This is a genomic window from Paenibacillus sp. J22R232 (genome assembly GCF_056269165.1).
The window spans coordinates 281260-304389 of the sequence record NZ_JBWDNK010000005.1 but is presented as its reverse complement, the minus strand read 5'-3'; the positions used below and the strand labels follow the sequence as shown (position 1 = coordinate 304389).

Annotated in this window: 28 protein-coding genes and 1 other annotated feature; of the genes, 18 read left to right on the top strand and 10 right to left on the bottom strand. The window is 49.4% G+C overall.

Features of this window, described 5'->3' with window-relative positions; translation table 11 throughout:
* Positions 1-41 precede the first annotated feature (41 nt).
* Positions 42-1580 (top strand): gluconokinase, encoded by a 1539-nt coding sequence (gene gntK, locus AC0YN3_RS18010; RefSeq protein ID WP_475776351.1) that lies wholly within the window; start codon positions 42-44, stop codon positions 1578-1580.
* Between the two features lie 51 nt (positions 1581-1631).
* Here the strand turns inward: gntK and AC0YN3_RS18005 are convergent, their stop codons facing one another.
* Complete coding sequence (locus tag AC0YN3_RS18005; RefSeq protein WP_475776350.1) at positions 1632-3500, bottom strand: squalene cyclase; 1869 nt, start codon at positions 3498-3500, stop codon at positions 1632-1634.
* A 106-nt stretch (positions 3501-3606) separates the two neighbouring features.
* Positions 3607-4491 (bottom strand): LysR substrate-binding domain-containing protein, encoded by an 885-nt coding sequence (locus AC0YN3_RS18000; RefSeq protein WP_475776349.1) that lies wholly within the window; start codon positions 4489-4491, stop codon positions 3607-3609.
* A 201-nt stretch (positions 4492-4692) separates the two neighbouring features.
* Here AC0YN3_RS18000 and AC0YN3_RS17995 point away from each other — a divergent pair, with 201 nt between their 5' ends.
* Positions 4693-5715, top strand: a complete 1023-nt coding sequence (locus tag AC0YN3_RS17995) for a YeiH family protein (protein ID WP_475776536.1) — start codon at positions 4693-4695, stop codon at positions 5713-5715.
* Between the two features lie 78 nt (positions 5716-5793).
* Here AC0YN3_RS17995 and AC0YN3_RS17990 read toward each other — a convergent pair whose 3' ends face one another.
* From AC0YN3_RS17990 to AC0YN3_RS17970, 5 genes are read right to left on the bottom strand one after another with little or no spacing between them, the layout of a single operon-like run.
* Complete coding sequence (locus AC0YN3_RS17990) at positions 5794-6231, bottom strand: spore germination protein GerPE (RefSeq protein WP_475776348.1); 438 nt, start codon at positions 6229-6231, stop codon at positions 5794-5796.
* 16 nt (positions 6232-6247) lie between these two features.
* Positions 6248-6457 carry a hypothetical protein gene (locus AC0YN3_RS17985; protein WP_475776347.1) on the bottom strand — a complete coding sequence of 70 codons (210 nt, stop codon included), beginning with the start codon at positions 6455-6457 and terminating at the stop codon, positions 6248-6250.
* Positions 6457-7125, bottom strand: coding sequence for a spore germination protein GerPC (gene gerPC, locus AC0YN3_RS17980; protein WP_475776346.1), 669 nt, complete (start codon positions 7123-7125; stop codon positions 6457-6459). Before gerPC ends, AC0YN3_RS17985 begins: the two co-directional genes overlap by 1 nt.
* Positions 7126-7166: 41 nt before the next feature.
* Positions 7167-7370, bottom strand: a complete 204-nt coding sequence (locus tag AC0YN3_RS17975; protein ID WP_475776345.1) for a spore germination protein GerPB — start codon at positions 7368-7370, stop codon at positions 7167-7169.
* Positions 7367-7594 carry a spore germination protein gene (locus tag AC0YN3_RS17970; RefSeq protein WP_441942177.1) on the bottom strand — a complete coding sequence of 76 codons (228 nt, stop codon included), beginning with the start codon at positions 7592-7594 and terminating at the stop codon, positions 7367-7369. Before AC0YN3_RS17970 ends, AC0YN3_RS17975 begins: the two co-directional genes overlap by 4 nt.
* A gap of 87 nt (positions 7595-7681) precedes the next feature.
* On the opposite strand from AC0YN3_RS17970, the gene AC0YN3_RS17965 reads away from it, so the two are divergent.
* The 10 genes from AC0YN3_RS17965 to AC0YN3_RS17920 all read left to right on the top strand — a co-directional run bounded on the left by AC0YN3_RS17965 (position 7682) and on the right by AC0YN3_RS17920 (position 15685).
* Positions 7682-8170, top strand: coding sequence for an Hsp20/alpha crystallin family protein (locus AC0YN3_RS17965; protein WP_475776344.1), 489 nt, complete (start codon positions 7682-7684; stop codon positions 8168-8170).
* A gap of 149 nt (positions 8171-8319) precedes the next feature.
* Positions 8320-8520, top strand: a complete 201-nt coding sequence (locus AC0YN3_RS17960) for a hypothetical protein (protein ID WP_183571600.1) — start codon at positions 8320-8322, stop codon at positions 8518-8520.
* 35 nt (positions 8521-8555) lie between these two features.
* Entirely contained in the window at positions 8556-8780 is a 225-nt protein-coding gene (locus AC0YN3_RS17955; protein WP_475776343.1) for a hypothetical protein, read from the top strand.
* A 77-nt stretch (positions 8781-8857) separates the two neighbouring features.
* Positions 8858-9295, top strand: a complete 438-nt coding sequence (locus AC0YN3_RS17950) for a Fur family transcriptional regulator (RefSeq protein WP_138753383.1) — start codon at positions 8858-8860, stop codon at positions 9293-9295.
* A 17-nt stretch (positions 9296-9312) separates the two neighbouring features.
* Positions 9313-9552: a membrane protein insertion efficiency factor YidD gene (gene yidD, locus AC0YN3_RS17945; protein ID WP_475776342.1), complete on the top strand. Its 240-nt coding sequence runs from the start codon at positions 9313-9315 to the stop codon at positions 9550-9552.
* Positions 9553-9617: 65 nt separating this feature from the next.
* Positions 9618-9895: a binding site (T-box leader), on the top strand.
* A 55-nt stretch (positions 9896-9950) separates the two neighbouring features.
* The gene (gene metG / locus AC0YN3_RS17940; protein ID WP_475776341.1) at positions 9951-11954 is read left to right on the top strand and encodes a methionine--tRNA ligase; all 2004 of its coding nucleotides are present in this window, start codon (positions 9951-9953) and stop codon (positions 11952-11954) included.
* Between the two features lie 269 nt (positions 11955-12223).
* A complete protein-coding gene (locus AC0YN3_RS17935; protein WP_475776340.1) occupies positions 12224-13273 on the top strand; it encodes a metal ABC transporter solute-binding protein, Zn/Mn family in 1050 nt (349 codons plus the stop codon).
* Between the two features lie 58 nt (positions 13274-13331).
* Complete coding sequence (locus AC0YN3_RS17930) at positions 13332-14156, top strand: metal ABC transporter ATP-binding protein (RefSeq protein WP_475776339.1); 825 nt, start codon at positions 13332-13334, stop codon at positions 14154-14156.
* Positions 14140-14949 (top strand): metal ABC transporter permease, encoded by an 810-nt coding sequence (locus AC0YN3_RS17925; protein ID WP_475776338.1) that lies wholly within the window; start codon positions 14140-14142, stop codon positions 14947-14949. The genes AC0YN3_RS17930 and AC0YN3_RS17925 overlap by 17 nt, the downstream gene beginning before the upstream one ends.
* Positions 14950-14971: 22 nt before the next feature.
* Positions 14972-15685, top strand: a complete 714-nt coding sequence (locus AC0YN3_RS17920) for a cytochrome c biogenesis CcdA family protein (RefSeq protein WP_475776337.1) — start codon at positions 14972-14974, stop codon at positions 15683-15685.
* 24 nt (positions 15686-15709) lie between these two features.
* Here the strand turns inward: AC0YN3_RS17920 and splB are convergent, their stop codons facing one another.
* Positions 15710-16777, bottom strand: coding sequence for a spore photoproduct lyase (splB, locus tag AC0YN3_RS17915; RefSeq protein WP_475776336.1), 1068 nt, complete (start codon positions 16775-16777; stop codon positions 15710-15712).
* 208 nt (positions 16778-16985) lie between these two features.
* Here splB and mntR point away from each other — a divergent pair, with 208 nt between their 5' ends.
* Positions 16986-17408, top strand: a complete 423-nt coding sequence (gene mntR / locus AC0YN3_RS17910) for a transcriptional regulator MntR (protein ID WP_053376766.1) — start codon at positions 16986-16988, stop codon at positions 17406-17408.
* Positions 17409-17471: 63 nt separating this feature from the next.
* On the opposite strand, the gene AC0YN3_RS17905 is transcribed toward mntR, so the two are convergent.
* Both AC0YN3_RS17905 and AC0YN3_RS17900 read right to left on the bottom strand, forming a co-directional pair.
* Positions 17472-17789 (bottom strand): hypothetical protein, encoded by a 318-nt coding sequence (locus AC0YN3_RS17905; RefSeq protein ID WP_475776335.1) that lies wholly within the window; start codon positions 17787-17789, stop codon positions 17472-17474.
* A gap of 33 nt (positions 17790-17822) precedes the next feature.
* The gene (locus AC0YN3_RS17900) at positions 17823-18785 is read right to left on the bottom strand and encodes a DUF1385 domain-containing protein (RefSeq protein WP_475776334.1); all 963 of its coding nucleotides are present in this window, start codon (positions 18783-18785) and stop codon (positions 17823-17825) included.
* Between the two features lie 213 nt (positions 18786-18998).
* Here AC0YN3_RS17900 and AC0YN3_RS17895 point away from each other — a divergent pair, with 213 nt between their 5' ends.
* From AC0YN3_RS17895 to AC0YN3_RS17875, 5 genes are all read left to right on the top strand, one after another.
* On the top strand, positions 18999-19508 hold the full coding sequence (locus AC0YN3_RS17895; protein ID WP_475776333.1) for a YqhR family membrane protein: 510 nt from the start codon (positions 18999-19001) through the stop codon (positions 19506-19508).
* Between the two features lie 92 nt (positions 19509-19600).
* On the top strand, positions 19601-20059 hold the full coding sequence (gene aroQ / locus AC0YN3_RS17890) for a type II 3-dehydroquinate dehydratase (protein WP_475776332.1): 459 nt from the start codon (positions 19601-19603) through the stop codon (positions 20057-20059).
* Positions 20060-20066: 7 nt separating this feature from the next.
* Positions 20067-21140 carry a M24 family metallopeptidase gene (locus AC0YN3_RS17885; RefSeq protein ID WP_475776331.1) on the top strand — a complete coding sequence of 358 codons (1074 nt, stop codon included), beginning with the start codon at positions 20067-20069 and terminating at the stop codon, positions 21138-21140.
* A gap of 28 nt (positions 21141-21168) precedes the next feature.
* Positions 21169-21726: an elongation factor P gene (gene efp / locus AC0YN3_RS17880; RefSeq protein WP_441942164.1), complete on the top strand. Its 558-nt coding sequence runs from the start codon at positions 21169-21171 to the stop codon at positions 21724-21726.
* 128 nt (positions 21727-21854) lie between these two features.
* A complete protein-coding gene (locus AC0YN3_RS17875) occupies positions 21855-23108 on the top strand; it encodes an aspartate kinase (RefSeq protein WP_475776330.1) in 1254 nt (417 codons plus the stop codon).
* Positions 23109-23130: the final 22 nt, after the last annotated feature.

Below are 23130 nucleotides of genomic sequence, written 5' to 3'. Positions count from 1 at the left end.
GGGTAATCCTATTTCGAGCTAATGCATAAGGGGGTATGGAAATGGCTACTAAATATGTGATTGGCGTAGATATTGGCACGACGAGCACGAAGTCGGTCCTGTTTACAGCAGCAGGTTCAATCGTTGCTAGCCACGGGATTGAATATCCGCTGCATTCACCGTCGCCTGCGATCGCAGAGCAGGATCCGGAGGAGATTTTTAACGCTGTGTTGGGAACGATCGGACAAGCCGTTGCCAAAAGCAATGTGCAGCCTGAAGATATTTTATGCGTGTCCTTCAGCTCTGCCATGCATAGCGTCATCGCGGTCGATCATGATGGGCTGCCTATTACAAGCTGCATCACATGGGCGGATAATCGCAGCATGGAGTGGACCAATAAAATTAAAAACGAATGGAACGGCCATGAAATTTATTTGCGTACAGGAACCCCTATTCATCCGATGTCGCCGTTATCAAAGCTTACATGGCTGCGCCATGATCATAAAGAGCTGTTTGACCGCGCATATAAATTTATTTCAATAAAAGAATATGTATTCTTTAAGCTGTTTGGCAGGTATGTGATCGATTACTCGATCGCGTCCGCAACGGGTCTGTTTAATCTGGTCAACCTACAGTGGGATGAGGAAGCGTTAAGCGTGGCAGGGGTAACACCTGATCGCTTGTCTGAGCTTGTCCCGACCACCTACAAGCTGGAAGGCTTGTCTGAAGTCTACGCGAAGCAAATGAACCTGCCGGCTTCCATGCCGTTCGTAGTCGGAGCTAGCGACGGCGTGCTCTCGAACCTTGGCGTCAACGCGATTGAACCGGGCGTTGTCGCGGTTACGATTGGGACAAGCGGAGCAATCCGCGCGGTAACGGACAAGCCGGTAACGGACCCGAAAGGGAGAATTTTTTGCTACGCGTTGACGGAGAAGCTCTGGGTAATTGGCGGGCCTGTCAATAACGGCGGAATGATCTTTCGATGGGTGCGGGATCAAATTGGCACCGAGGAAGTCAATATTGCCAAGCAGCAGGGCATCGACCCTTATGAGCTGCTGACGGAGCTCGCGGCAAAGGTCAAACCAGGCTCGGACGGACTTATTTTCCACCCCTATTTGTCGGGAGAGAGAGCGCCTCTATGGGATGCGAATGCGCGCGGGTCTTATTTCGGATTGGGCTTGCATCATAAGAAGGAGCATCTCATTCGTGCGGCTCTGGAAGGCGTCATTTTTAATTTATACAGCGTGCTGATGGCACTCGAAGAGCTGACTGGAAAGCCTACGAAAATACAGGCGACAGGCGGATTTGCCAGATCGGAGCTATGGCGTCAGATGATGGCGGATATATTCGACCAAGAGCTTCACGTACCCGAGAGCATCGAGAGCTCATGCCTAGGCGCAGTCATCCTCGGGTTATACAGCTTAGGGGAAATCGACTCCTTATCGGCCGTGGAAGATATGGTCGGAGGATCGCATTTTCATTTGCCGAATAAGAAAAACGCCGAAATCTACGCGGAGCTCATGCGCATTTATATACGGGTTTCAAGGCTTCTGACAGAGGAATACGCGAGCATTGCCGCTTTCCAACAAAAATACGTATAGCCCAAACAGCCGAGCAGCTCGGCTGTTTTTTTTGTGCGGAAATACGTATGGCTATATCCCGTATTTTTTGGCATAGGCACTGAGAGTGAGCATGGGCCAAATATAATTGTTGCTCGGATAATGGACATATACGCTGCCGGGAAGAGCGGCGCCAGTTGGATAGCTATAAGCACCGTCACGCTTTGCCAGCAAATGCAGGAGAGCTTCCATCCCTTTTTCCATGGCAGGCGTAGGTTTATCGTACACGGCGATTAAAGAGTCAAGCGCCCATGCGGTTTGCGAAGGCGTGCTGGCATGAAGAGGCACATAATGCTTTACTTTATCGCTTGAGCAGGATTCACCCCAACCGCCATCCGAATTCTGTATGCTTAGGAGCCATTTCAACGCTTTTCGGATAGCGGGGTGGTCAGGCGATACGCCAACGGCCATCATGCCCTGAATGGCTGCTCCGGTGCCATGGATATAGGCGATTCCCCATCTGCCGTACCAGCTGCCGTCTCGTCTTTGCTGCGAAAGCACCCACCTCACGCTGTCGCCCAGCCACTGCTGGCTGATCGTCATTTCAAGCTCATTACCTAGAAAACTTAGCATGCGGCACGTTAAGTCAACGGTTGAAGGATCGGTCGAAATATCGGAGGAGCCTTCAAAGGTGAAAAAGCTCGCAGGAAGCTGTTTTCCTTTCCGTTCAAACGCAGGCCAGCCGCCGTCCTCATTCCGCATAGCGAGTGTCCAATTCAACCCTCTTTGCCAATTGGCAATTAATCCGTTCTCTTCCGTCGCGTACGGACGTACCGCCCGAAGCGAAGCAACGCTATCGTCGACGTCGGGGTATAGGGTATTCACATCGGAAAAACCCCAGCCTCCGGCAGGCGTATGAGGCATGCGCTTAGCCCAGTCACCGGTACGGAATTGCTGTTTCTCCAGCAGGTAAGCTCCGGCTCGTTCCATGGCTGGATGGTGGGGAGGCAGTCCCGCTTCTCTTAACGCGTAGCTGAGCATGGCAGTATCCCATATTTCAGAAGACGCAACCTGCAGATGAGGCCTGCCCCTGCATATTAACGAAAGGATCCCTCCCAGCAGCCGGTTGACGGCTGGGGATTGGGGGGAATAGCCGAGTGCAACCAAAGCTAAAATCATGAGAATCGTCGCGGTGGAAAAGGTGAGCAGCGTGCCGTTCGGCTCGATCCGATCGAACATGAATTTTTCTGCATCCCCGAGCGCTTTCTCGGAATGGTGCTCTAGCAAGCTGGATAAAGGCAAGCTGGAGATAAAGCCGCTGAGTGCAGATATCCAGGTTGAATCATTCTTGAAGGCGCGCGAGCTCCCGACATACAAGGCGGAGAGGTTAGGCATCGTCATGGAACGGAGCACGAATTGTTTATTGGCCATGATTAATATGGGAACGAGATGTACACGCGCGTGTCCGGACAAGGAGAATAAGTCAAGGCCTATCCCGGAATCCGAGAAAAAGGCTTCCAGCGGAATCCGCAACAGGCGCGGCCACTCTGCCTGCCCAGTAGCAGACAGCATCACCTGCGTCAGCAGGCTGCGGGCTTCAGCCAAGCCGCCGCGTTGGAGAATGAATTGCTTAGCATGCACCATCCGCGGATCGTCTTCGTAATAATACCCTGCGTAGAGCAAGGCGAAATAGGCTTCGGCCGTCGCGTCCAAATTGCCTCCGGATTCATCGGGATACACTTTCCAAGACCCGTTAGCCTCTTGCTTGGAAGCAATTCGAGCTGCCAGCATTCGGATAAGATGCTCATCTGCCCTGCCGAGCAACCGCAATGCGATAATCAAGTAGCTGTCTGTCATGGTTCCTGAATCGAAGCACATCCGCCAGGCTCCGTCTTGCGACTGCTGGCCTAGCAGATCTGCCGCCATTCGATCTATCTGTTCCCGAATTCGGTTCGAATCCATATGGCACGCTCACCCTTTGCAACCTTAGTTGCCCTATGTATATGCGGGAGAAGGCGGCGAAAGTCGAAGACGGAAGCGTTGTTTAGGGCACTTATGGAAGCAAAATTCAGTCAGAGCCTGATAGCAGCTTCTGAAGCAGCATCGTAACGGCCAAAGAAAGAGGAGCCTCTTTATGCCGGATAATAGAGAATTGCCGTTCAAATCTTGCGTTCTGAATGGGAAGCTCCATTAACTCTCCTGTTTCCAACTCTTTGCGCACTACCCAGCGGGAGAGCAGCGCGATGCCTAAGCCAGCCAGTACAGCCTCCTTGACGCTTTGGCTGCTATTAAAGATGTAGGATCGTTTCTGTGCGAGCTTGTTCTCTGCGAAAAATCGATCGCTAAAGTCGCGGGTCCCAGATCCGCTTTCCCTGAGCACCCATATTTGGTCGTGAAGCTGCCCGGCATCCGCGATTCGAAGAGCAGCAAGCGGGTGTGACGATGGGGCAACGATAATCATTTCATCTCTCATAAATGGCGTAATCACGAGATCCGAGGCAGATGCCTGACCCTCGATAAGCCCAATATCCAGCTCATTTGACCTAACGGCTTGCACGATTTCCTCCGTATTCCCAATCGTTGCCTGCATAATGACGAGCGGATATTTGGCTGCAAATTCAGCTATGCATTTGGGAAGCACGTATTCACCAATCGTAAAGCTGGCTCCAATCTGAAGCAGGCCGGTAACTTCGTTTTGCAATAAATGAATATCCTGTTTGGCTTCTTCATACAAGAGTAGGATTTTCTTGGCTTTTTGATACAATATATCGCCAGCTTCCGTCAGCCGTACATACTTCGGAGACCGGTGCAGGAGCCTCGCGCCCAGCTCGTTCTCCAGATTGCGGATATGCTGGCTTACGCCAGGCTGCGATAGGTTCAACAGCTCGGCTGCCCTTGAGAAATGGCGCTGTTCCGTAACAGCCACGAAGACGCGCAGCGACTCTGCTATCATAATAATCCCTCATTTTTGGATATGGATTTTGTGAATATATAGTAAGAATAACGGATTGTTTATTATATTTCCATTTCTATCATAACAATTTGTAATGATTAAGATCGATTATATGTATTTCACTTCCTGATCTGCGAGCTTTATAGTGAAAACAAATAGATCGTAAAAATGAATTTTCATCCAGAGGTGCGTGTAATGAACATGAGAAGCATGACGGCTTTCCGGTCAAACAAACGAATGGATTTCTTAGCAGGAATAGCGTTGACAGCTCTCATTGCTATTGTCGCCAAGTATATGGTCCAGCTGCCGTTATTGAATGTAATGGGGCAGCTGGTTGTAGCTATCGTGATTGGAATGGCACTGCGAGCATGGGGGCATATACCTTACGCAGCGAGCAGCGGCATTGCTTTTTCGAGCAAAAGGCTGCTTCGCTTAGGTATTGTTCTGCTGGGCATGCGTTTGAATATGCTTGATATCGTGCAAGCCGGTCCGAAGGTATTCGCCATGGCGGCTATTCATATTGTTTTTACGATCATTGTCGTATACGGATTGAGCAAATGGATGGGAATCAGCAGAAACCTCGGGCTTCTGACGGCCTGCGGAACAGCTATCTGCGGAGCGGCAGCCGTTGTCGCTATATCGCCACAGCTGAAAGCCAGCCATAATGAGACTGCCATCAGCGCAGCGACAGTAGCCATATTAGGCACGATGTTTTCGATCGCCTATACGGCTCTCTATCCCGTATTGCACTTAAGTGCAGCCGGATACGGCATCTTCGCGGGAGCAACGCTCCATGAAATCGCCCATGCAGTCGCTGCTGCAGCGCCAGGAGGGCAAATAGCCGTCGATATGTCAGTAATGGTGAAGATGACAAGAGTCGCGATGCTCGTCCCAGTGGCGATTGCGATCGGCATATGGAACGCCCGGAGAGCGGGCAACAACGAGAAGACGGATTTAAAAAGTTTTCCGATTCCTTGGTTCATAATCGGTTTTCTTGCAATGAGCGGAATAAATACGTTAGGCATCATTCCTTCAGCTATAACGGAACATTTGATTACAACCGCTTATATGCTATTGGCGATGGCCATGGCAGGCTTAGGCTTGGGGGTTGATTTCGTCTTGTTCAGAACATTAGGCAAAAAGCCTTTTTTCGCGGGGCTGATCGGCTCGATCCTGTTAACCGGACTTGGCTTGCTGCTCGTCCATCTGTTCCATTTGGCTTAGAAAAAAGAAAGATAGGGGCTGATCGGCCCCTATCCGCAAGATTAATTATGATCGTATCCGCGATTGCGTTCCTGCAAGCTAGTATGGGCAGCCTACGGGAGGAACCGGTCTCGGCCGCGGATATTGACGAATATGCTTGATCCGGGATTCGCCGGTCATCTCCATGCCGTTGCCGATTTGAATGCTTGCGGAGGAGCCAGCGGCTATGACCTGGATGTTCCCAACCGTAATGTTCGGAGAACAATTAACACGTACGACGGACACGACTTCTCCATTATCGTAATCAGGATCAACGAGAACGGGCAGCGGAAGGTAGAATAGCGTATAGGATTCAAAAAAGATGTCTCCTGCCGTCGTATGGTCTTCTTGCCTTTGGAGTGCCAGCGCTCGAAGCATTGCATGCGTCTCTGCACGGTCGCCGAATTGAATCGTACCCGCTTGCGCTACGCTTATGATACAGATTGAGCCAACGTTTGCCGTTCGGATCGGATAGGTATGTTCATCCTGGACATTCATAGGCGACTCATCTCCTTCAGGATTCGCCCATCGTCCCGCCTGCGTCCTCGGGGAGCGGGAAGGGGGCGAGCGGACCGACGACTACGGATTCTGGCGGGGTATCAAACATGGAGTATAATGTAACGCTGTCGGTATCCCCTACCTGCAGCATGGATGCGCTGGATACGCCAAGAATTTCAATTTGACCGACGCATAAATGATGATTGACCACTGTGAAGTGAAGCATTATGCCATTCCTCCAGATGATGGAGATCCAGTCTGCAGCTGTCTCATATAAGCGTATAGAGCTGCATCGGCATCCCTTCTCGTTTTGGTAAGGACGTCTGCGGCAGCAGCGGGATGATCTTCGGCCGCTTGCTTCGCATCCGAGCCTTTTTCCTTTTGCTGCATGTAGAAATGAATACGCGTAGGTACCTGTTTTCGAACATCTTCTATGATGATTTTTCGGTGGTAGGGGTCCAGAGGTATGCCGAATTGATTCTCATAGGCAAGCAGCGTTTGCGGAGCTCCTGCATCCAAATAACGGGTCATTTCATTGAAAACCTCGTTATATACCGGGCCTGGATCAGGAATTGTTGGTCCGGCAGACGGAAAAACCTCCGGCTTGGATACGGCAAGCTGCTCGATGCTGCCTGGAAAGGTCTCATCGCCCATCCCAGGAGCAGTCATGCCGATGTTCAATGTGCCATCCAGCTTATCGACCTTCAGTTGGTCGAAGTGGTATTCAATGCTCTCGATGTTGTACGTAGGCCGAGCTTCGAGCTGCTTGATCTGTTCACACAAATCAAGCACCTTGGCGCTGAGCGCCTCGAGCTGCTCTTGCTGCTCTTTAAGCTTATTTTGCACCTCAAGTGACCACATTTGCCAAGGAGACAATGGGTTTGGCTGCTGCATGCGACTGCTCCTCCTTTACGTGATAGGCTGGATGCTGCTTGCTAGGATGGATTGGGCAGCGGAACAAAAGAGAGCGGGTTATCCGCGCCTAGCTCCGGTGCAGGTCCTGTGAATCCTCCTGTATTATAGAGCTGCGATAGCGAACGGATCGATCCTGCGCTGCCGACCTGCAGCACGGAGCTGTTCGAAACACTGTCAACGCGAAGCTGATGAATCGTAATTTGCTGATGAATAGTGAGACTCATAGTGCATTCACTTCATTGCTCGTATTGTCTTGAACATCAGGATCGATCGAATTCGTTGCGCTCACAGCGTTGTTGGAGTTTGTTAGGCTGCCGGTAAGGAACGACCCTGATCCGGCATAGGTCTTGGAGCTGCTTGTAGGAGACACTTCCAAGGAATCGCCGAATTGAACGATGGAGCCGGACCCTATGCTTACAATTTTGACAAAACCGACTACTGCTGGCATGAGCATCCTCCTTTTTCGTGGGATAGTTGATTTTGTATGATTCGTGTTACATCTTATGCGGCATTCGCCCAGAGGTTCCCTTCTTGCATGTATCCAAGGCAACAAAGGAAGCATATACTGGCAGAAGTGCTGGAAGGCGGGTGTTTGCTTGTGGCATCCAAATGGGATGATATGGAACGGTGGATGGAGAGGCAGCAGCTGCCGAAAGGGTTCGAGCTGCTTCGAGAGCCGGATTGGGTGGAGCAATATGTGCGCAAAATGATGACTAAAGCGCTGCCTGAAGCGGCAGGGGCCATGATCGGCGGAGGATCAGCAACCTTTTCCGAGACGCGGCATTTTGTTCATGTCAAAATAAATTTGCCTGACGGCTTTGATAAAGAGCAGCTGCGATTGTTCGTGCGTGAGGACCGATTGCGGCTAGAGGGATTGCCAGGGGGCAAAGTCGAGACGATTAAGCTGCCTAAGCTTGTGAAGCCTCGATTGTGCAAGACGCAGCTGCAGGACGCAGTGCTGAAGGTAAAGCTGCAGAAACGGCCGACAAACCGCAGCTATCATGAAGCGATTGTTCGCTGGTAACGGAGATGGTGCGCCAATCGGGGCATGCATCGTTAGATGTGTGCTCTATTTGTCACGAAATCGACAGGGTTTACGGTTGGCTAATGGCATCTCTATCCCTTATAATGTCTAATGAACATGTACATATTAGCAAAAAGGGAGTGTGCTCGGTGTCACTAGTCGATGTAAGCAGTGTTTCTGCTTCGTTATTCATACTCGGAATCGTTTTTTTAATGCTTATTTTCGGATTGCTAAGCTTCGGAATTCTTCGCATGTTCCAGCAAAAATTTCGGACAGGCTGGTTCAGCTTTGCTGGAGCTATCGTTAGCTTCGTCGTCTTTATGTTCATACTAAACAAATGGTATCTATAGTCGGCCTATAGGTTATCGCGACCGGAGGTAAAAGCTTGACCTGGACATTGATATGGTTTGTCGTTAATTTATTTTTCGTTGTTTCCGTTGTAACCTACATGTTTATGCATCGCTCCTACACGGAGGCGAAGCGGCAGTCGAATGACGCCCTGCGCATTAGAAAGCTCAACATGAGGCGAATGCTGGTAGGCATTCTAAGCATCGTATTGTTCGTGGCCATGTCTGCGAGCTTTATGATTAATATGAGATTGAATGGATAAGTAAAGGCTCTCATTGACGAGAGCTTTTTTTTTCGTCATTATGGAGGTATACCATTTTTAGTCCGGAGGTTCGACATATGCATACAATGGAAGACATTATACGACGCATGTCTAGTCAAGGATTGAGAATCACGGACCAACGAAAAACGTTGGCTAAGCTATTTTCGGAGACCCAAGGTTACTTGGCTCCTAAAGAAGTTTACGAGTATATGGGCAAATCGTATACAGGCCTCAGTTTTGATACCGTGTACCGCAATCTTCGCGTGATGGAAGAGCTGGGCGTGCTGGAACAGGTTATATTCGAGGATGGCGGCAAGTTTAAGCTTCATTGCAGAGAGAACGACCATCATCACCATATGATATGCCTGCAATGCGGCAAAACGTATCCGATTACGTTCTGCCCTATGGAACAAACGAACGTACCGGATGACTTTCAAGTCGTGAAGCATAAATTCGAAGTATTCGGCTACTGCAAAGCATGCGTGCAGGAAGAGTCCGCAGCAAGCGGAGTGTAATGCCGGATAAACGAGTAATGCGTAGAGTAACGCAGGCTCCGATCCACTTCTACCGCAAGGTAATCTCGCCGCTTACGCCACCGTCATGCCGCTTCTACCCTACATGCTCCATGTATGCGCTAGAGGCGATTGAGAAGCATGGTGCCGCGAGAGGATCGTGGCTTGCCGTGAAGAGAATCGCGCGCTGCCATCCCTTTCATGCCGGGGGTTATGATCCGGTACCGCCAGTGCCGGGCACCAAGATAGATGCACCTTGACAGAAGGGGATCTGTTTCGGTATATTTTGAGTTATAAAGGGTTACAATGTTAGCAATATTTCTCTATATATCCGAGGAACGGATAAGTATAATAGTACGACCTTAACAGAGAGCCGGGAACGATGCTGGAAGCCGGCAAGGAACGCTATTAGAAAATGGTCCGGGAGGATTCGTTCTCAAGCCGCAGCGCATGTGCTGGGTAAGGGGGCGACGCGAAGCTGGCGTTAACGGCGATAGCCGCCTGCGAGGCGGCACACGAAGCTTTCTGGAATGGTCGGAATAACGGCTAATTCTGGATTGAAATTTGGGTGGTACCGCGTGAGTTACAACTCTCGTCCCATATGGACGGGAGTTTTTTGCGTTTTTTTATCGTTATATTGAAATGAGGAGGCAGTCTGATGACGAAGAAAAATACGTTTTATATTACGACGCCGATCTATTATCCGAGCGACAAGCTTCATATCGGGCATGCCTACACTACGGTAGCCGGCGATGCCATGGCACGCTACAAGCGCTTGCGCGGCTTTGACGTGTGGTATTTGACGGGAACGGATGAGCACGGCCAGAAGATCGAGCGAAAAGCGAAGGAAAAGGACCAGACTCCGCAGCAGTTTGTTGACGATATTGTCGTGGGGATCAAGGAACTTTGGGCAAAGCTCGAAATTTCCAATGATGATTTCATCCGTACGACAGAGGACCGCCATAAGGTGATTGTCGAGAAAATCTTCGCGCAGCTGCTCGCGCAGGATGATATTTACAAGGGGACATACGAAGGCTGGTACTGTACGCCATGCGAATCCTTTTTCTTGGAGCGCCAGCTTGAGAACGGAAATTGTCCGGACTGCGGCCGTCCTGTCGAGCTCGTGAAAGAGGAGAGCTATTTCTTCCGCATGAGCAACTATGCCGACCGTCTCCTGCAATATTATGAAGATAATCCTGGCTTCATACAGCCGGAATCACGCAAGAACGAAATGATCAACAATTTCATTAAACCAGGTCTTGAGGATTTGGCCGTTTCGCGGACGACGTTTGATTGGGGCGTAAAGGTTCCGGGCGATGCGAAGCACGTCATCTACGTGTGGATTGATGCGTTGTCCAACTATATTACGGCTCTAGGCTATGGAGACGAAGGAAAGGATCAGAAATTCCGCGACTTCTGGCCAGCCGACGTTCATCTGGTTGGGAAGGAAATCGTACGTTTCCATACGATTTATTGGCCGATCATGCTGATGGCGCTGGATCTTCCGCTTCCGAAGAAGGTTTTTGCGCATGGCTGGCTGCTGATGAAGGATGGCAAAATGTCCAAGTCAAAGGGCAATGTCGTAGATCCGGTCATGCTGATCGACCGGTACGGGCTGGATGCGCTTCGTTACTATCTCCTACGTGAAGTGCCGTTTGGCGCTGATGGGACATTTACGCCGGAAAATTTCGTTGAGCGGATCAATTTCGACTTGGCTAACGATTTGGGCAACTTGTTGAACCGAACAATCGCGATGATTGACAAATACTTCGATGGCGAAATCCCTGCTTTCGCAGGCACGGTAACGGATTTTGATGAATCGCTGCAGAAATTGTCCACGGAAACAGTCGGCCTGGTAGAAGCTGCGCTTGAGAATATGGAATTCTCGGTAGCGTTAGCTTCGCTTTGGCAGCTTGTTAGCCGGACAAACAAATATATCGACGAAACGCAGCCTTGGGCGCTTGCAAAGGATGAAGCCAAAAAAGGCGAGCTGGCGTCCGTCATGCATCATCTCGCGGAATCGCTTCGCATTGTATCGATTCTGCTTCAGCCGTTCTTGACCCATTCCCCTAGGGAAATGTGGAAGCAGCTTGGGCTTGAGCCTGGTGAGCTTACGGCTTGGGAGAGCACGAAGCAGTTCGGAGCATTGCCTGGCGGTACGAAAGTGAGCAAAGGCTCGCCATTGTTCCCGCGGCTTGATACGCTGGAAGAAGCGGCCTTTATAGCAGCTGAAATGGGCGGCGGAGCAGAGCAGGCGCAAGCAGCCGGGCAGGAGAGCGAAGCAGCAGCTGCAGCAGACTCCTCGAATGAGGCGAAAGCAGTGCCAACGGGCAGCAAGGAAGAAATTGCAATCGATGACTTTGCTAAGGTAGAGCTCCGCGTAGCGCAGGTTATTGCGGCAGAGCCCGTCCATAAAGCAGATAAGCTTCTGAAGCTGCAGCTTGACCTTGGCTATGAGCAGAGACAGGTTGTTTCTGGCATTGCCAAATTTTATACGCCGGAGCAGATGGTGGGACGCAAGGTCATATGCGTGACGAACCTGAAGCCGGTTAAGCTGCGCGGGGAATGGTCACAGGGCATGATTCTTGCTGCTTCATATGGCGATCAGCTGACGCTGTCAACGGTGCCGGATGAGATGCCAAATGGTGCGGTAGTGAAATAAAAGCATGCGATTTGCCGTAAGCAAGAAGCGGTGTTCTGGCTGTCGAGAGACAGCCAGGGCGCCTTTTTTTATTTCTAATAGTGGGATGTTGTTCATAGACTTTTAGCTGCATGAATTGGCAAAAATAAATAACCATACCGAAACGCATCAATCTTCAGCCTATCTCGTTATTCCGTCAGACGGGGTTGACAGTCTCCTAAAAGGCGTCGTATAATACAAAACGTAATAATAACGATTACGAAGAAGAACGGAAATGGAGAGATACTAAAATGAATCATTCATCAAAAAAGGTTCGCAAGGCGGCGCTGGGCTTCCTTTTGACAGCCATGCTGCTGTTCGCGGCAGCCTGCGGTAATAATACGGAAGATACTTCGCCTGCTGCGGGTGCTACCAATGCTGCGAATACCTCGAATGGAAACTCGGGTACGGATGAAGCGGCAAAGCCGATAAGCGTAGTAACAAGCTTTTATCCCCTATATTTTCTTGCATCGGAAATAGGCGGAAGCCATGTTGCTGCCGTTAATCTAGTAGCAGCCGGTGTCGAGCCGCATGATTGGACGCCGAAAAGCCGCGATTTGGACACAGCGTCCGATGCTCAGCTTTTTCTATATCACGGAGCCGGCCTTGAAGGATGGGTTGACGGTTTTCTAAAGGGATTGTCTAAAGACAGCACAGTCGTGACCAAGGAAATCAGCACAGGCATCACTTTGCTGGACGGCTCGGAAGCGGAACATGAGGATGAGCACGAGCATGAACATGAGGAAGAGCATGCAGATGAGGAAGCGCATGATCACGGAGGATTGGATCCGCATACGTGGGTAAGCCCGAAATCGGCGCTAAAGCTAGCCGAGAATGTAAAGAACAGCCTAATAGAAGTCGATAGCGCCAACCAAGCCGACTATGAAGCAAATTATAAAGCGCTCATTGCTAAGCTTGAAGCGATTGATGGCGATTATACCGCCAAGCTTGCGCAAACGGCTAATAAAAATATCGTAACCTCGCATCAGGCATTCGGATATTTGGCACGGGATTATGGGCTCAAGCAGGTTTCCATTATGGGTTTAAGCCCCGATGCGGAGCCGCGCGCGCAGGATTTGCTGGAAATTGCGAAGTTCGTAAAAGCAAACGGCGTCAAATATATCTTTTTTGAAGAGCTCGTATCCGATCAGTTAGCACAGACGCTGGCTAGCGAGGCTGACGTGGAGACGATGGTGCTCAATCCGCTTGAAGGCTTGACGAACGACCAAGAAAAGAGCGGGGAAAACTACTTAACGCTTATGGAACGAAACTTGCAAAATCTTGTGCAAGCATTACAATAGAACAAAAGGCAATCCTACGGAGCTGATTCAGCTCCGTATTGCTGTGAGGAGAGAAATAATGGCGCAAGCAAATCGAATGACAAATACAGGCGCTAATTGCCACCAAGAGGTTATTTCATTGGAAGGCGTTTCCTTTTCGTTCCAGCAGCAGTCTGTTATTTCGGATCTCAGCTTCGCGGTGAAGGAACGCGACTTTATCGGATTGATTGGAACGAACGGCGCCGGCAAAACCACATTGCTGCGGATGATTGTCGGCTTGCTGAAGCCTACGAGCGGAACCATTCGTTTATTCGGAGAAAAGGTTGACCGCTTCAAGCAGTGGGAGCGCATTGGCTACGTGCCTCAGAAAAATTCATTAAATCCGTTGTTTCCGGCGACGGTTCGCGAGGTTGTGCTATCAGGCCTGTTCGGCCGGAGCAAGCTGTTCAAGCGAATGAACAAAGAGGATTACAAGAAATGCGAAGATGCCTTGCATGCGATGGGCATCGATGATTTGCAGGACAAGCGTATCGGTCAGCTGTCCGGCGGCCAGCAGCAGCGCGTATTTTTGGCGAGGGCGCTCATCAACAATCCTTCGCTGCTCATATTGGATGAGCCAACGGTAGGCATCGATACCGAGACGCAGGAAAGCTTCTTTCATATGATCAAGCATATGCACCAGCATCATAACATTACGTTTTTGATGGTATCGCATGATCTGGATATGATTCGTTCTTATCTCGGGCAGGAACCGGCCGCGTCGAACGGAAAGCTTAAATTTCATATTAAGCATTCGCATGAAACGCAGGATTGCGTCGAGAATGACCTGGCGCATAGCTTAAAAGGCCTTAGAGAGCAAATGGAGAGCAGGAAAGAGGTTGTTTTGATTGGAGATCGTAACTAGCGAGTTTTTTCAAAGGGCCCTTATTGGCGGGTTGCTCATTGGGGTAACTGCTCCGCTGATGGGCTTATTTCTTGTGCTTCGCAGGCTGTCCATGATTGGGGATACGTTGTCCCACGTCTCGATAGCTGGCGTAGCGCTAGGGTTTTTAATCGGGGTATACCCGATCGCGGTCGGATTAATATTCGCGATTGCCGCTTCCTTTGCCATAGAAAAGCTTCGCAAAGCATATAAATCTTATGCGGAGCTGTCCATCGCAATCATTATGAGCGGCGGAGTTGCGCTGGCCTCATTGCTGTTCACGATGGGGAAGGGCTTCAACAACAATGTGAACAGCTATCTATTCGGCAGCATCTATACCTTGAACAGCACAGACCTATATGTGATTGGCGGCGTTACGGTCGTCGTACTCATTGCGATTTGGTTTCAGGTGAAGGAGCTTTTTTTGATTACCTTCGATGAGGATGCGGCTGCGGTCAGCGGCTTGCCCGTGAAATTCTATAATGTTATGATTAGCGTGCTTACTGCGCTTGTTATTAGCGTTTCGATCAAAATCGTTGGCGCGCTTCTCGTATCGGCATTGCTTACGATTCCTGCTGCTTGCAGCCTGATTATTGCAAAAAGCTTTCGTCAAAGCGTTATTACCGTAGTCATCATTGGCGAGCTGGCGGTTGTAGCGGGCTTGCTGATCGCAGGAATATGGAACCTGGCGCCAGGCGGAACGATCGTTTTGCTGCTGATCGCAGTATTGCTTTTATTGCTCGTATTTCGGCGCGGAGTACGCGCAGGCAGTTAAATGTCGATAGGGGGAAAAGGGGTTGTCGGACATTAACATATGGCTGGCCTTCGGTGCCGGCTTTGCGTCGTTTATTTCACCTTGCTGCTTGCCGCTTTACCCCTCGTATCTTTCCTACATAACGGGTATTTCGGTCGCGGATTTAAAGGAGAATTCAAACGCGAAGCAAAAACGCATGCGAACGATGTCGCATACGTTGTTTTTTATTTTAGGTTTTTGTACCGTTTATTATGCGTTAGGCTACGGTACGAATGTCTTTGCTGAATTCTTCAGCGAATATAGACAGCTTATCCGGCAATTATCCGCAATTCTGATCATACTGATGGGTTTGTTCCTGATCGGCCTCTTCCAGCCTCAGCTGCTGTTAAAGGAAAGAAGGATGAATCTCATTCCTAAGAAAGCCAATTATGTCAGCTCATTTATTTTTGGAATCGGGTTTTCCGCGGGCTGGACGCCATGCATGGGACCGGCATTGACTGCGATCCTAGGGCTTGCTGCAACAGAGCCAGGTACATGGTTTCAACTAACGACTGCCTATGCGCTAGGCTTTGCTATCCCTTTTTTCGTTCTTGCTTTTTTCTTAGGCACGGCGAGATGGATATTGAAATACTCCGCTATAGTTATGAAAATCGGCGGGGCTGTCATGATTTTAATGGGACTGTTGCTGTTCACGGATCAAATGACCAAAATTACCATTTGGCTTAACATGATTACGCCGGAATGGCTGGCATTTTAATCGGCATTCGAATTCATCGCTTCATTAAGTGAAGTACTCAATTTTCGCCTCAGGGAAATGCTCGAAAATGCGCTCCGATAAGTACATGCGGAGCGCATTTGCTTGTTCATCAGGGTATACGTATTTTCCTTGTCCCCATCGGCCCCATTTGTATTTGCGTTTTTCGATATCCATTTCGAGCTTCGTTCGTGGGTAGCGCTTCTCGATCACCGCCTTAGCCGTTTTTGTGAATCGATGCTGAATCAGCTCAAAGGTCAAATCCTTGGTAACATCGGAGGGAAGCTGTGCAGCAAGAGCAGCTATTAGCTCGCCGTAGCCTTCTTCCCAGCCTTCATGCCAAATGATCGGAGCAATGATGAAGCCCATCGGATAGCCGGCTCTAGCTACCTTTGCGGCGGCCTCAATGCGCTGTTCGAAGCTTGAGGTAGCTGGTTCGAAGTTTTTAATGACATATTTGGCATTCACGCTGAAACGAATCCTTGTATGCCCGTTATGATTGGCGTCAAGAAGCGAGTCGACATGATGGAATTTAGTTACGAACCGAAGGCGTCCATGCTCTTGCGTGCCCATGAAGTCAACGAGCTCCCTAAGGCTGCCTGTGATCGGCTCAAGACCGATGGGATCGGAAGTACATGCGGCTTCAAAGCGGGTTATTTCCGGCTTTCGTTCATCGATATAACCTTGTGCGGCATTCAAAATATCGTCCATATTGACGTAGACCCTTATATATGGCTTGGCGCCTAAGGTTGTCTGCAAGTAGCAATAATGGCAGTGAGCCATGCAGCCGGTAGCAATCGGAATGGCATATTCAGCTGATGGCTTCGAGGTATCGAATTTTAACGTTTTGCGAATACCGACGACAAGCGTTCTTTTAGCTATTTTGTATTGTTCGAGCTCGGTATCACCAGGCAAATTCGTAATGCGATTATGGGAAGTAGTCATTCTATAAGGAATGCCTTCTTTCTTCACCCATTCAAATATGCGCTGCCCCTTCGGATAATCCAACGCGGATGGTTCAAAATATACAAGCTCGGGAACGAAGGAAAGGGTGGAGCGGTTCGTTCTGGGGCGTTCAATCACAGTTGTGCTCATCGTCATTCCTCCATAGGTTGATTCAATAATGAGTCATCTTATTGTGTGACGGAAGTTCGCTGCTGAATCTGGTAAGTTTCAGCGTGAATTATGATTTGCGGGAGTTTTGATCAGGAGTACGGGTTGCAGTGCAAGCAGCGGACAGTGTATGATACTAAGAGTAACGCCTACGAAGTAAGGTGAAGAAGTATGGTTAGGGGGTTCTTCAGTGCCGACACCGAGCATGGAAGACTACTTGGAAAGAATTTATAAGCTCATTGATGAAAAGGGGTACGCGCGTGTCTCGGATATTGCGGAAGGACTAGAGGTTCATCCGTCCTCTGTAACCAAAATGATCCAGAAGCTGGACAAGGATAACTATCTGATTTACGAGAAGTATCGCGGTCTTGTATTGACCAACAAGGGGAAGAAAATGGGCAAGCGGCTCGTTGATCGCCATCAGCTGCTGGAATCCTTCCTTACCACGATTGGCGTACAGGATGAGAATATTTATCAGGATGTTGAAGGCATTGAGCATCATCTGAGCTGGGATTCCATTACATGTATTGAAACTTTAGTTGAATATTTCCGAAGGGATTCACAAAGAATGGACGAGCTTCGTGCCGTTCGTGCGGAGATGGACAGCGAGTAATACATAATGATACAGAAAAGGTCTGGAGCTAAGATGCTCCAGACCTTTTTGTGTCATGTTATTTCAATGATACTTGGGTAAATTATCATCATCTTTGCCGCCTTCGATAACGCGGAACGGCATCGTTTTGGAACGCGGCTTCTTTGGTTTGGTTTTAGCTGCGGTTGCCCTGCTAGGCGTGACATGGGTTCGGCTTCGCTGGGATCCGCCAGTTCGCAAGAATGAAGGCGGATATTTATAAAGCAAGAAAATGCCGCCTAGTATCACGATCGGGATAATAAAACTCATTAGATTTGTAACCATGCTGTTAGCGAGTCCAATGACTAGCAGAGCGAGTAACGTGATCGACCATACATTCCATTTCCCGGATGATCTGCTCATGCTCAATACCGCCTTTCTAGTTCTTAGCTTCCTTTATTTCATTTGCTTGTCGAGCTCGAGCATCCGATTGAAAGATGCGATGGAAACGGCAACCTGCTCATCGCGAGGTTCTTTCGTTGTAAGCAGTTGAAGCCAAAGCCCAGGATATCCTAAGTAGCGAAGTACAGGGATTTCACGCAGTGCGTTCGTCCAGCGAAGTACCTCGTAGGATAAGCCGAGCACTAACGGCAGCAGCAGGATGCGGATATAAACGCGTTCCCAGATCGTATCCCAAGTGAAGATCGGAAGGGAATAGACGACGACGCCAACGATTACCGTAAATACGATAAAGCTTGAGCCGCAGCGATAGTGCAGCCTGCTGTACTTTTGCACGTTGCGAATGGATAGCTCTTCGCCGGCTTCGTATGCGCTGATTACTTTATGCTCAGCACCGTGATATTGAAACAGACGCTTGATTAACGGTGTCATCGATATGAAATACAAATAAGCGAGCAGTAAGATGATTTTGATAAGACCCTCTAACAGGTTATGACCAACTTTGTTCTCAAATACCCCTGAGAAAAGCAATTCTTCAAGCGCAGCCGGAGCGGCGGTAAAAATGAGCTTGCCGAAGATGAAGGAAAGCACGCCGGCGACGGCAACGCCTACGATCATGCTGAGGCTCCAGCCTTGTTTCTTCTCTTCTTTAACGATTGGCGCTTGCTCTTGAACTTGTTGCTGTTTTTCTTCGCCGGCTTCATCCTCTGCATAGGCCTCCATGGAGAAGTTCAAATGCTGAGAGCCTTTGGCGCTTGATTCCAGTATGCCGACCACGCCTCTAACGAGCGGAATTTTCTTCAGAGCTTGAATCCAGCTCTTAGTGGTACGGGGCACTTCATAAAATACGATTTCATCATTCTTGCGCCGAACAGCCGTTACGTTAACGTGTTTGCCTGCAAACATCACGCCTTCAATAACCGCTTGTCCGCCATAAATGCTTCGGGAGTCTTGCGGCAAGAGCTTGTCACCATCCTTGAGTAGAATATCGTCTGCGCTTTTGCGACGAATGTACCTTTAACTTTGTAAGTCTATTGTACTTGATCTAATAGCCAAATGCCAACGTCGGCAAAATGTAAGGTGAGCCATAAAAGGCCAACGGACCGTGGTTACGGATCTGCAATATTTCACATACTAATCCGAGTAAGGCAATAAATAGGATTGGGGGCTTTCATGATGGCGGGTAACAATAGGAGAAACGGTTACGACAAGCAGCAGCATCATACGAATCCATGGCTCTATCCGGTTCAGATTGGTTTTTTCGCAGGGCTGATATGGGGAATCATACGCTGGATGTTTTATGAGATGAAATTCACGAAAGTGCTTCCCGGCTTTGCGGCAGATCCGTTTTTTAAAGAATCGTTTTTAAAGACAGCGTGGGGCGAGGTTGTGGGGATCGGATTTTTCGTACTGTTCTCGATCGCAGCCGCATTGCTGTACAAAGCGGCATTGGGCAAGCTGCGCGGACCATGGCCCGGCGTTGTGTATGGCGCAGTATGGTGGGCGGTATTATTCGTTGCTGTAGGGCCGCTGCTCCAAATCACGGACGGCATCCGGAAAGAAGGCTGGAATACGCTTTATACGGAGCTATGCGTGTTTCTGCTTTGGGGCCTGTTTATCGGTTATTCCATTGCCTTCGAGTTCACTGACGAGGCATCGCGCGAGCCAATTAAAGCCCAGTAACGAGTTCTGCTTCTCAAGCAGCGGACATTTGTGGTAAAATGGCTAATGATCTTTGAACCTATGATGAATTCGGTTGCTTGGGAGGTGCATTCATGCACGAAATCGTTATTTTGAACGGGCCGAACTTGAACATGCTCGGCATACGCGAACCGGAAGTATACGGATCGGAAACGTTAGCAGACATTGAATCGCTCTTGAAGAATAAAGCCGAGATGCTTGGCGTCTCCGTCGCGTTCTTCCAAACGAATCATGAGGGCGAGATGATTGATCGCATACATAGTGCTTTCGGCAAGGCAGACGGCATTGTTATTAATCCCGGTGCTTGGACGCATTACAGCTATGCTTTGCGCGATGCTCTTAGCTCTATTGGAATTCCCATCATCGAGGTACATATGTCAAACATTCACAAACGGGAATCATTCCGCCACGTATCCGTGGTGGCTGCGATTGCGGTCGGCCAAATAGCGGGCTTCGGCTCACAGAGCTATGAGCTCGGGTTGACAGCGCTTGTCAGCCACTTGGACAAAAGGCAAGAAGCTAAGAAAGGGTGAAACGGTTATGCCAAACGAGCGAGTAAAACGACTTCGTAAACTGATGGAAGAGCATCGCTTCGAAGCGATTCTTATTGGAAGCGAATATAACCGTCGTTATATTAGCGGGTTCACAGGTTCGTCCGGTATGGTGCTCGTTACGCTTGATAAGAGCTACCTGCTAACGGATTTCCGCTATCGTACGCAAGCGCCGCAGCAAGCAGTCGGTTTTCAGATCGTTGAGCATGGAGCGAATCCGCTAGCTGAGGTAAGAGACATTCTGCTCGAGGAGAAACTTTCGAAGCTCGCTTTCGAGCAGGATCACGTCGTATACAGCGAATTCACGGCTTGGACGAAAACGCTTGGCGGCATCGTGCTGGAGCCTGCTTCCGGTTTAGTTGAACAGCTTCGCTACATTAAGGATGAAGCTGAGCTGCAGATAATGCAGGAGGCTGCTGACTTAGCGGATAGCACCTTCAGCCATATATTGAAGCTCATTAGACCTGGAGTCAGGGAGACGGATATCGCACTGGAGATGGAAGTGTACATGCGCAGCCATGGCGCCACTTCATCCTCATTCGATACCATCGTCGCTTCCGGCGAGCGTTCAGCATTGCCGCATGGGGTAGCCAGTGAGCGCATTATCGGCAATAATGAATTTGTGAAGCTTGATTTTGGCGCTTATTATAACGGTTATTGCTCCGATTTGACCCGTACGGTGGTAGTTGGCACGCCAACCGAGAAGCATCTGGAGATTTACAATATCGTTCTTGAGGCGCAATTGCATGCTCTTGAGCATATCAAGCCTGGCATGACAGGTCGTGAAGCAGACGCGCTAACACGCGATATCATAACCAAATACGGTTACGGCGATCTGTTCGGACATGGGACAGGGCATGGACTCGGCATGGAAATTCATGAAGCGCCGAGACTGTCCAAGCTTAGCGAAACGATTTTAACCCCCGGCATGACGGTTACGGTTGAACCCGGCATATACGTACCAGGCTTCGGCGGCGTACGCATTGAGGATGACATCGTTATTACGGAAACCGGTATTAAAATATTAACCTCATCCCCGAAGGATTTGATCACTCTGGGGTAAGGACCATTCATTCAGGAGGGAATCAGCAATGATTTCAGTAAACGATTTTAAAACAGGCTTGACCGTGCAAGTAGACACCGATATTTTTACCGTTCTGGACTTTCAGCACGTTAAGCCAGGCAAAGGCGCGGCATTCGTGCGTTCCAAGCTGAAAAACCTTCGCAACGGTAACGTTGTTGAGAAAACCTTCCGTGCAGGCGAGAGCATTGGCCGCGCGATCATCGAAAACCGCGAAGTTCAATACTTGTACAACTCGGGTTCGGAGTACACATTCATGGATAATGAAACGTTTGACCAGTTCAACCTGGACAAGAAGCAGCTCGAGTGGGAGCTTAACTTCCTGAAAGAGAACATGAACGTAAACATTTCCAGCTACCAAGGCGAAATTCTAGGCATTCAAATGCAAAACAGCGTTGATCTGAAAGTTATTGAAACAGAGCCGGGCGTAAAAGGAAATACGGCACAAGGCGCTACGAAGACTGCTAAGGTCGAAACTGGCCTTAATGTTCAAGTTCCGCTTTTCATTAACGAAGGTGACGTTCTGCTTATCGATACTCGCGAGGGCAAATACATCTCACGCGCTTAGTTCGTTGCACTTGAAACCGTCCGATTGCATTCGGACGGTTTTTTTGTAGGTGGATATACCCATTGCACGGATCATTGTGTTATAATATTGACTTGTATGTATATGTCAGGGTTGGGAGTGAATCAGCTTTGTCGTTGATCGTGATGAAGTTTGGCGGCAGCTCCGTAGGAACGCCGGAGCGGATGCAGCGTGTAGCAAAACGTATAATTGAAAGGCAGCAGGAGGGCAACGATATCGTTGTCGTCGTTTCTGCCATGGGAGATACGACTGACGATTTAATCGATCAGTCGAAGCAGCTTCATTCAAACCCGCCGGCGCGGGAGATGGATATGCTGTTGTCAGTCGGCGAACAAATATCAATCGCATTGCTTTCGATGACTGTCCATCAGCTGGGTGCTAAAGCGGTATCCTTTACAGGATGGCAAGCAGGCATTCGTACAGAAGCCGTGCATGGCAAGGCAAAGATGACGAGCATCCATCCGGATCGCGTGTTCAAGGCACTTGAGCAAGGGAATGTCGCGATTATTGCCGGTTTTCAAGGGATGACGGAAGATGGAGAAATTACTACGCTTGGACGGGGAGGATCTGACACAACCGCGGTTGCCATGGCAGCTGCGATGAAAGCGGATGTCTGCGAGATCTATACCGATGTTGACGGGATTTACTCGACCGATCCACGCGTTGTCAAAAATGCGCGCAAGCTTAATGAGATTTCATATGACGAGATGCTCGAACTGGCCAATTTGGGAGCAGCTGTGCTGCATCCCCGCGCAGTCGAATATGCGAAGCATAATAACGTGAAGCTTGTTGTGCGTTCCAGCTTTACCCAAAACGAAGGAACAAGTGTGAAGGAGGAAGCGGTCATGGAGCAAGGCGTGGTCGTTCGCGGCATTGCGTTTGACAAAAATGTAGCAAGAATTAGCATTATGGGTGTTGAAGACGTGCCTGGCGTGCTTGCCAATGTATTTGGCGCATTAGCGAGCAATGCTATCGATGTTGATATCATTGTTCAAAGCGGCGTTCAGGACGGCAAAGCCGATTTCTCGTTCACCGTCTCCGGGGATGACAAGGATAAAGCCATCTCGGTCATAGAAGGGATTCGCAGTACGGTTCCTTTCCGTGAAACGACTTCGGAATCTGATTTGGTTAAGGTTTCGATCGTAGGAGCGGGCATGGTCAGCAATCCAGGCGTTGCTGCCAAAATGTTCGCAACGATATCATCGTTAGGCGTAAGCATTAAGATGGTAAGCACATCCGAAATCAAGTGCTCATGCGTTATTTCCGCCGAGCCGCTAACCGAAGTCGTTCGCGCGCTTCATACGGCATACGGTCTTGATACGGCTGAGCAAGCATTCGTAGGCGGTCCGCAGGATCGACGCTAATATCTATTCAATCCAATAAAAA

Excerpts from the sequence above, each read along its gene's own strand:
- AC0YN3_RS17970 (WP_441942177.1), bottom strand. The coding sequence starts at position 7,594 with ATGCCAGCAGTAGTCGGTTTTGTCAAAATTGTAAGCATAGGGTCCGGC.
- AC0YN3_RS17935 (WP_475776340.1), top strand. The coding sequence starts at position 12,224 with ATGAATCATTCATCAAAAAAGGTTCGCAAGGCGGCGCTGGGCTTCCTT.
- yidD (WP_475776342.1), top strand. The coding sequence starts at position 9,313 with ATGCGTAGAGTAACGCAGGCTCCGATCCACTTCTACCGCAAGGTAATC.
- splB (WP_475776336.1), bottom strand. The coding sequence starts at position 16,777 with ATGAGCACAACTGTGATTGAACGCCCCAGAACGAACCGCTCCACCCTT.
- gntK (WP_475776351.1), top strand. The coding sequence starts at position 42 with ATGGCTACTAAATATGTGATTGGCGTAGATATTGGCACGACGAGCACG.
- AC0YN3_RS17985 (WP_475776347.1), bottom strand. The coding sequence starts at position 6,457 with ATGCTTCACTTCACAGTGGTCAATCATCATTTATGCGTCGGTCAAATT.
- AC0YN3_RS17975 (WP_475776345.1), bottom strand. The coding sequence starts at position 7,370 with ATGAGTCTCACTATTCATCAGCAAATTACGATTCATCAGCTTCGCGTT.
- AC0YN3_RS17885 (WP_475776331.1), top strand. The coding sequence starts at position 20,067 with ATGCCAAACGAGCGAGTAAAACGACTTCGTAAACTGATGGAAGAGCAT.
- AC0YN3_RS17905 (WP_475776335.1), bottom strand. The coding sequence starts at position 17,789 with ATGAGCAGATCATCCGGGAAATGGAATGTATGGTCGATCACGTTACTC.
- metG (WP_475776341.1), top strand. The coding sequence starts at position 9,951 with ATGACGAAGAAAAATACGTTTTATATTACGACGCCGATCTATTATCCG.
- AC0YN3_RS17950 (WP_138753383.1), top strand. The coding sequence starts at position 8,858 with ATGCATACAATGGAAGACATTATACGACGCATGTCTAGTCAAGGATTG.
- AC0YN3_RS18005 (WP_475776350.1), bottom strand. The coding sequence starts at position 3,500 with ATGGATTCGAACCGAATTCGGGAACAGATAGATCGAATGGCGGCAGAT.
- AC0YN3_RS17990 (WP_475776348.1), bottom strand. The coding sequence starts at position 6,231 with ATGAATGTCCAGGATGAACATACCTATCCGATCCGAACGGCAAACGTT.
- AC0YN3_RS17965 (WP_475776344.1), top strand. The coding sequence starts at position 7,682 with ATGTATCCAAGGCAACAAAGGAAGCATATACTGGCAGAAGTGCTGGAA.
- aroQ (WP_475776332.1), top strand. The coding sequence starts at position 19,601 with ATGCACGAAATCGTTATTTTGAACGGGCCGAACTTGAACATGCTCGGC.
- AC0YN3_RS17995 (WP_475776536.1), top strand. The coding sequence starts at position 4,693 with ATGAGAAGCATGACGGCTTTCCGGTCAAACAAACGAATGGATTTCTTA.
- efp (WP_441942164.1), top strand. The coding sequence starts at position 21,169 with ATGATTTCAGTAAACGATTTTAAAACAGGCTTGACCGTGCAAGTAGAC.
- gerPC (WP_475776346.1), bottom strand. The coding sequence starts at position 7,125 with ATGCAGCAGCCAAACCCATTGTCTCCTTGGCAAATGTGGTCACTTGAG.
- AC0YN3_RS17930 (WP_475776339.1), top strand. The coding sequence starts at position 13,332 with ATGGCGCAAGCAAATCGAATGACAAATACAGGCGCTAATTGCCACCAA.
- AC0YN3_RS18000 (WP_475776349.1), bottom strand. The coding sequence starts at position 4,491 with ATGATAGCAGAGTCGCTGCGCGTCTTCGTGGCTGTTACGGAACAGCGC.
- AC0YN3_RS17895 (WP_475776333.1), top strand. The coding sequence starts at position 18,999 with ATGATGGCGGGTAACAATAGGAGAAACGGTTACGACAAGCAGCAGCAT.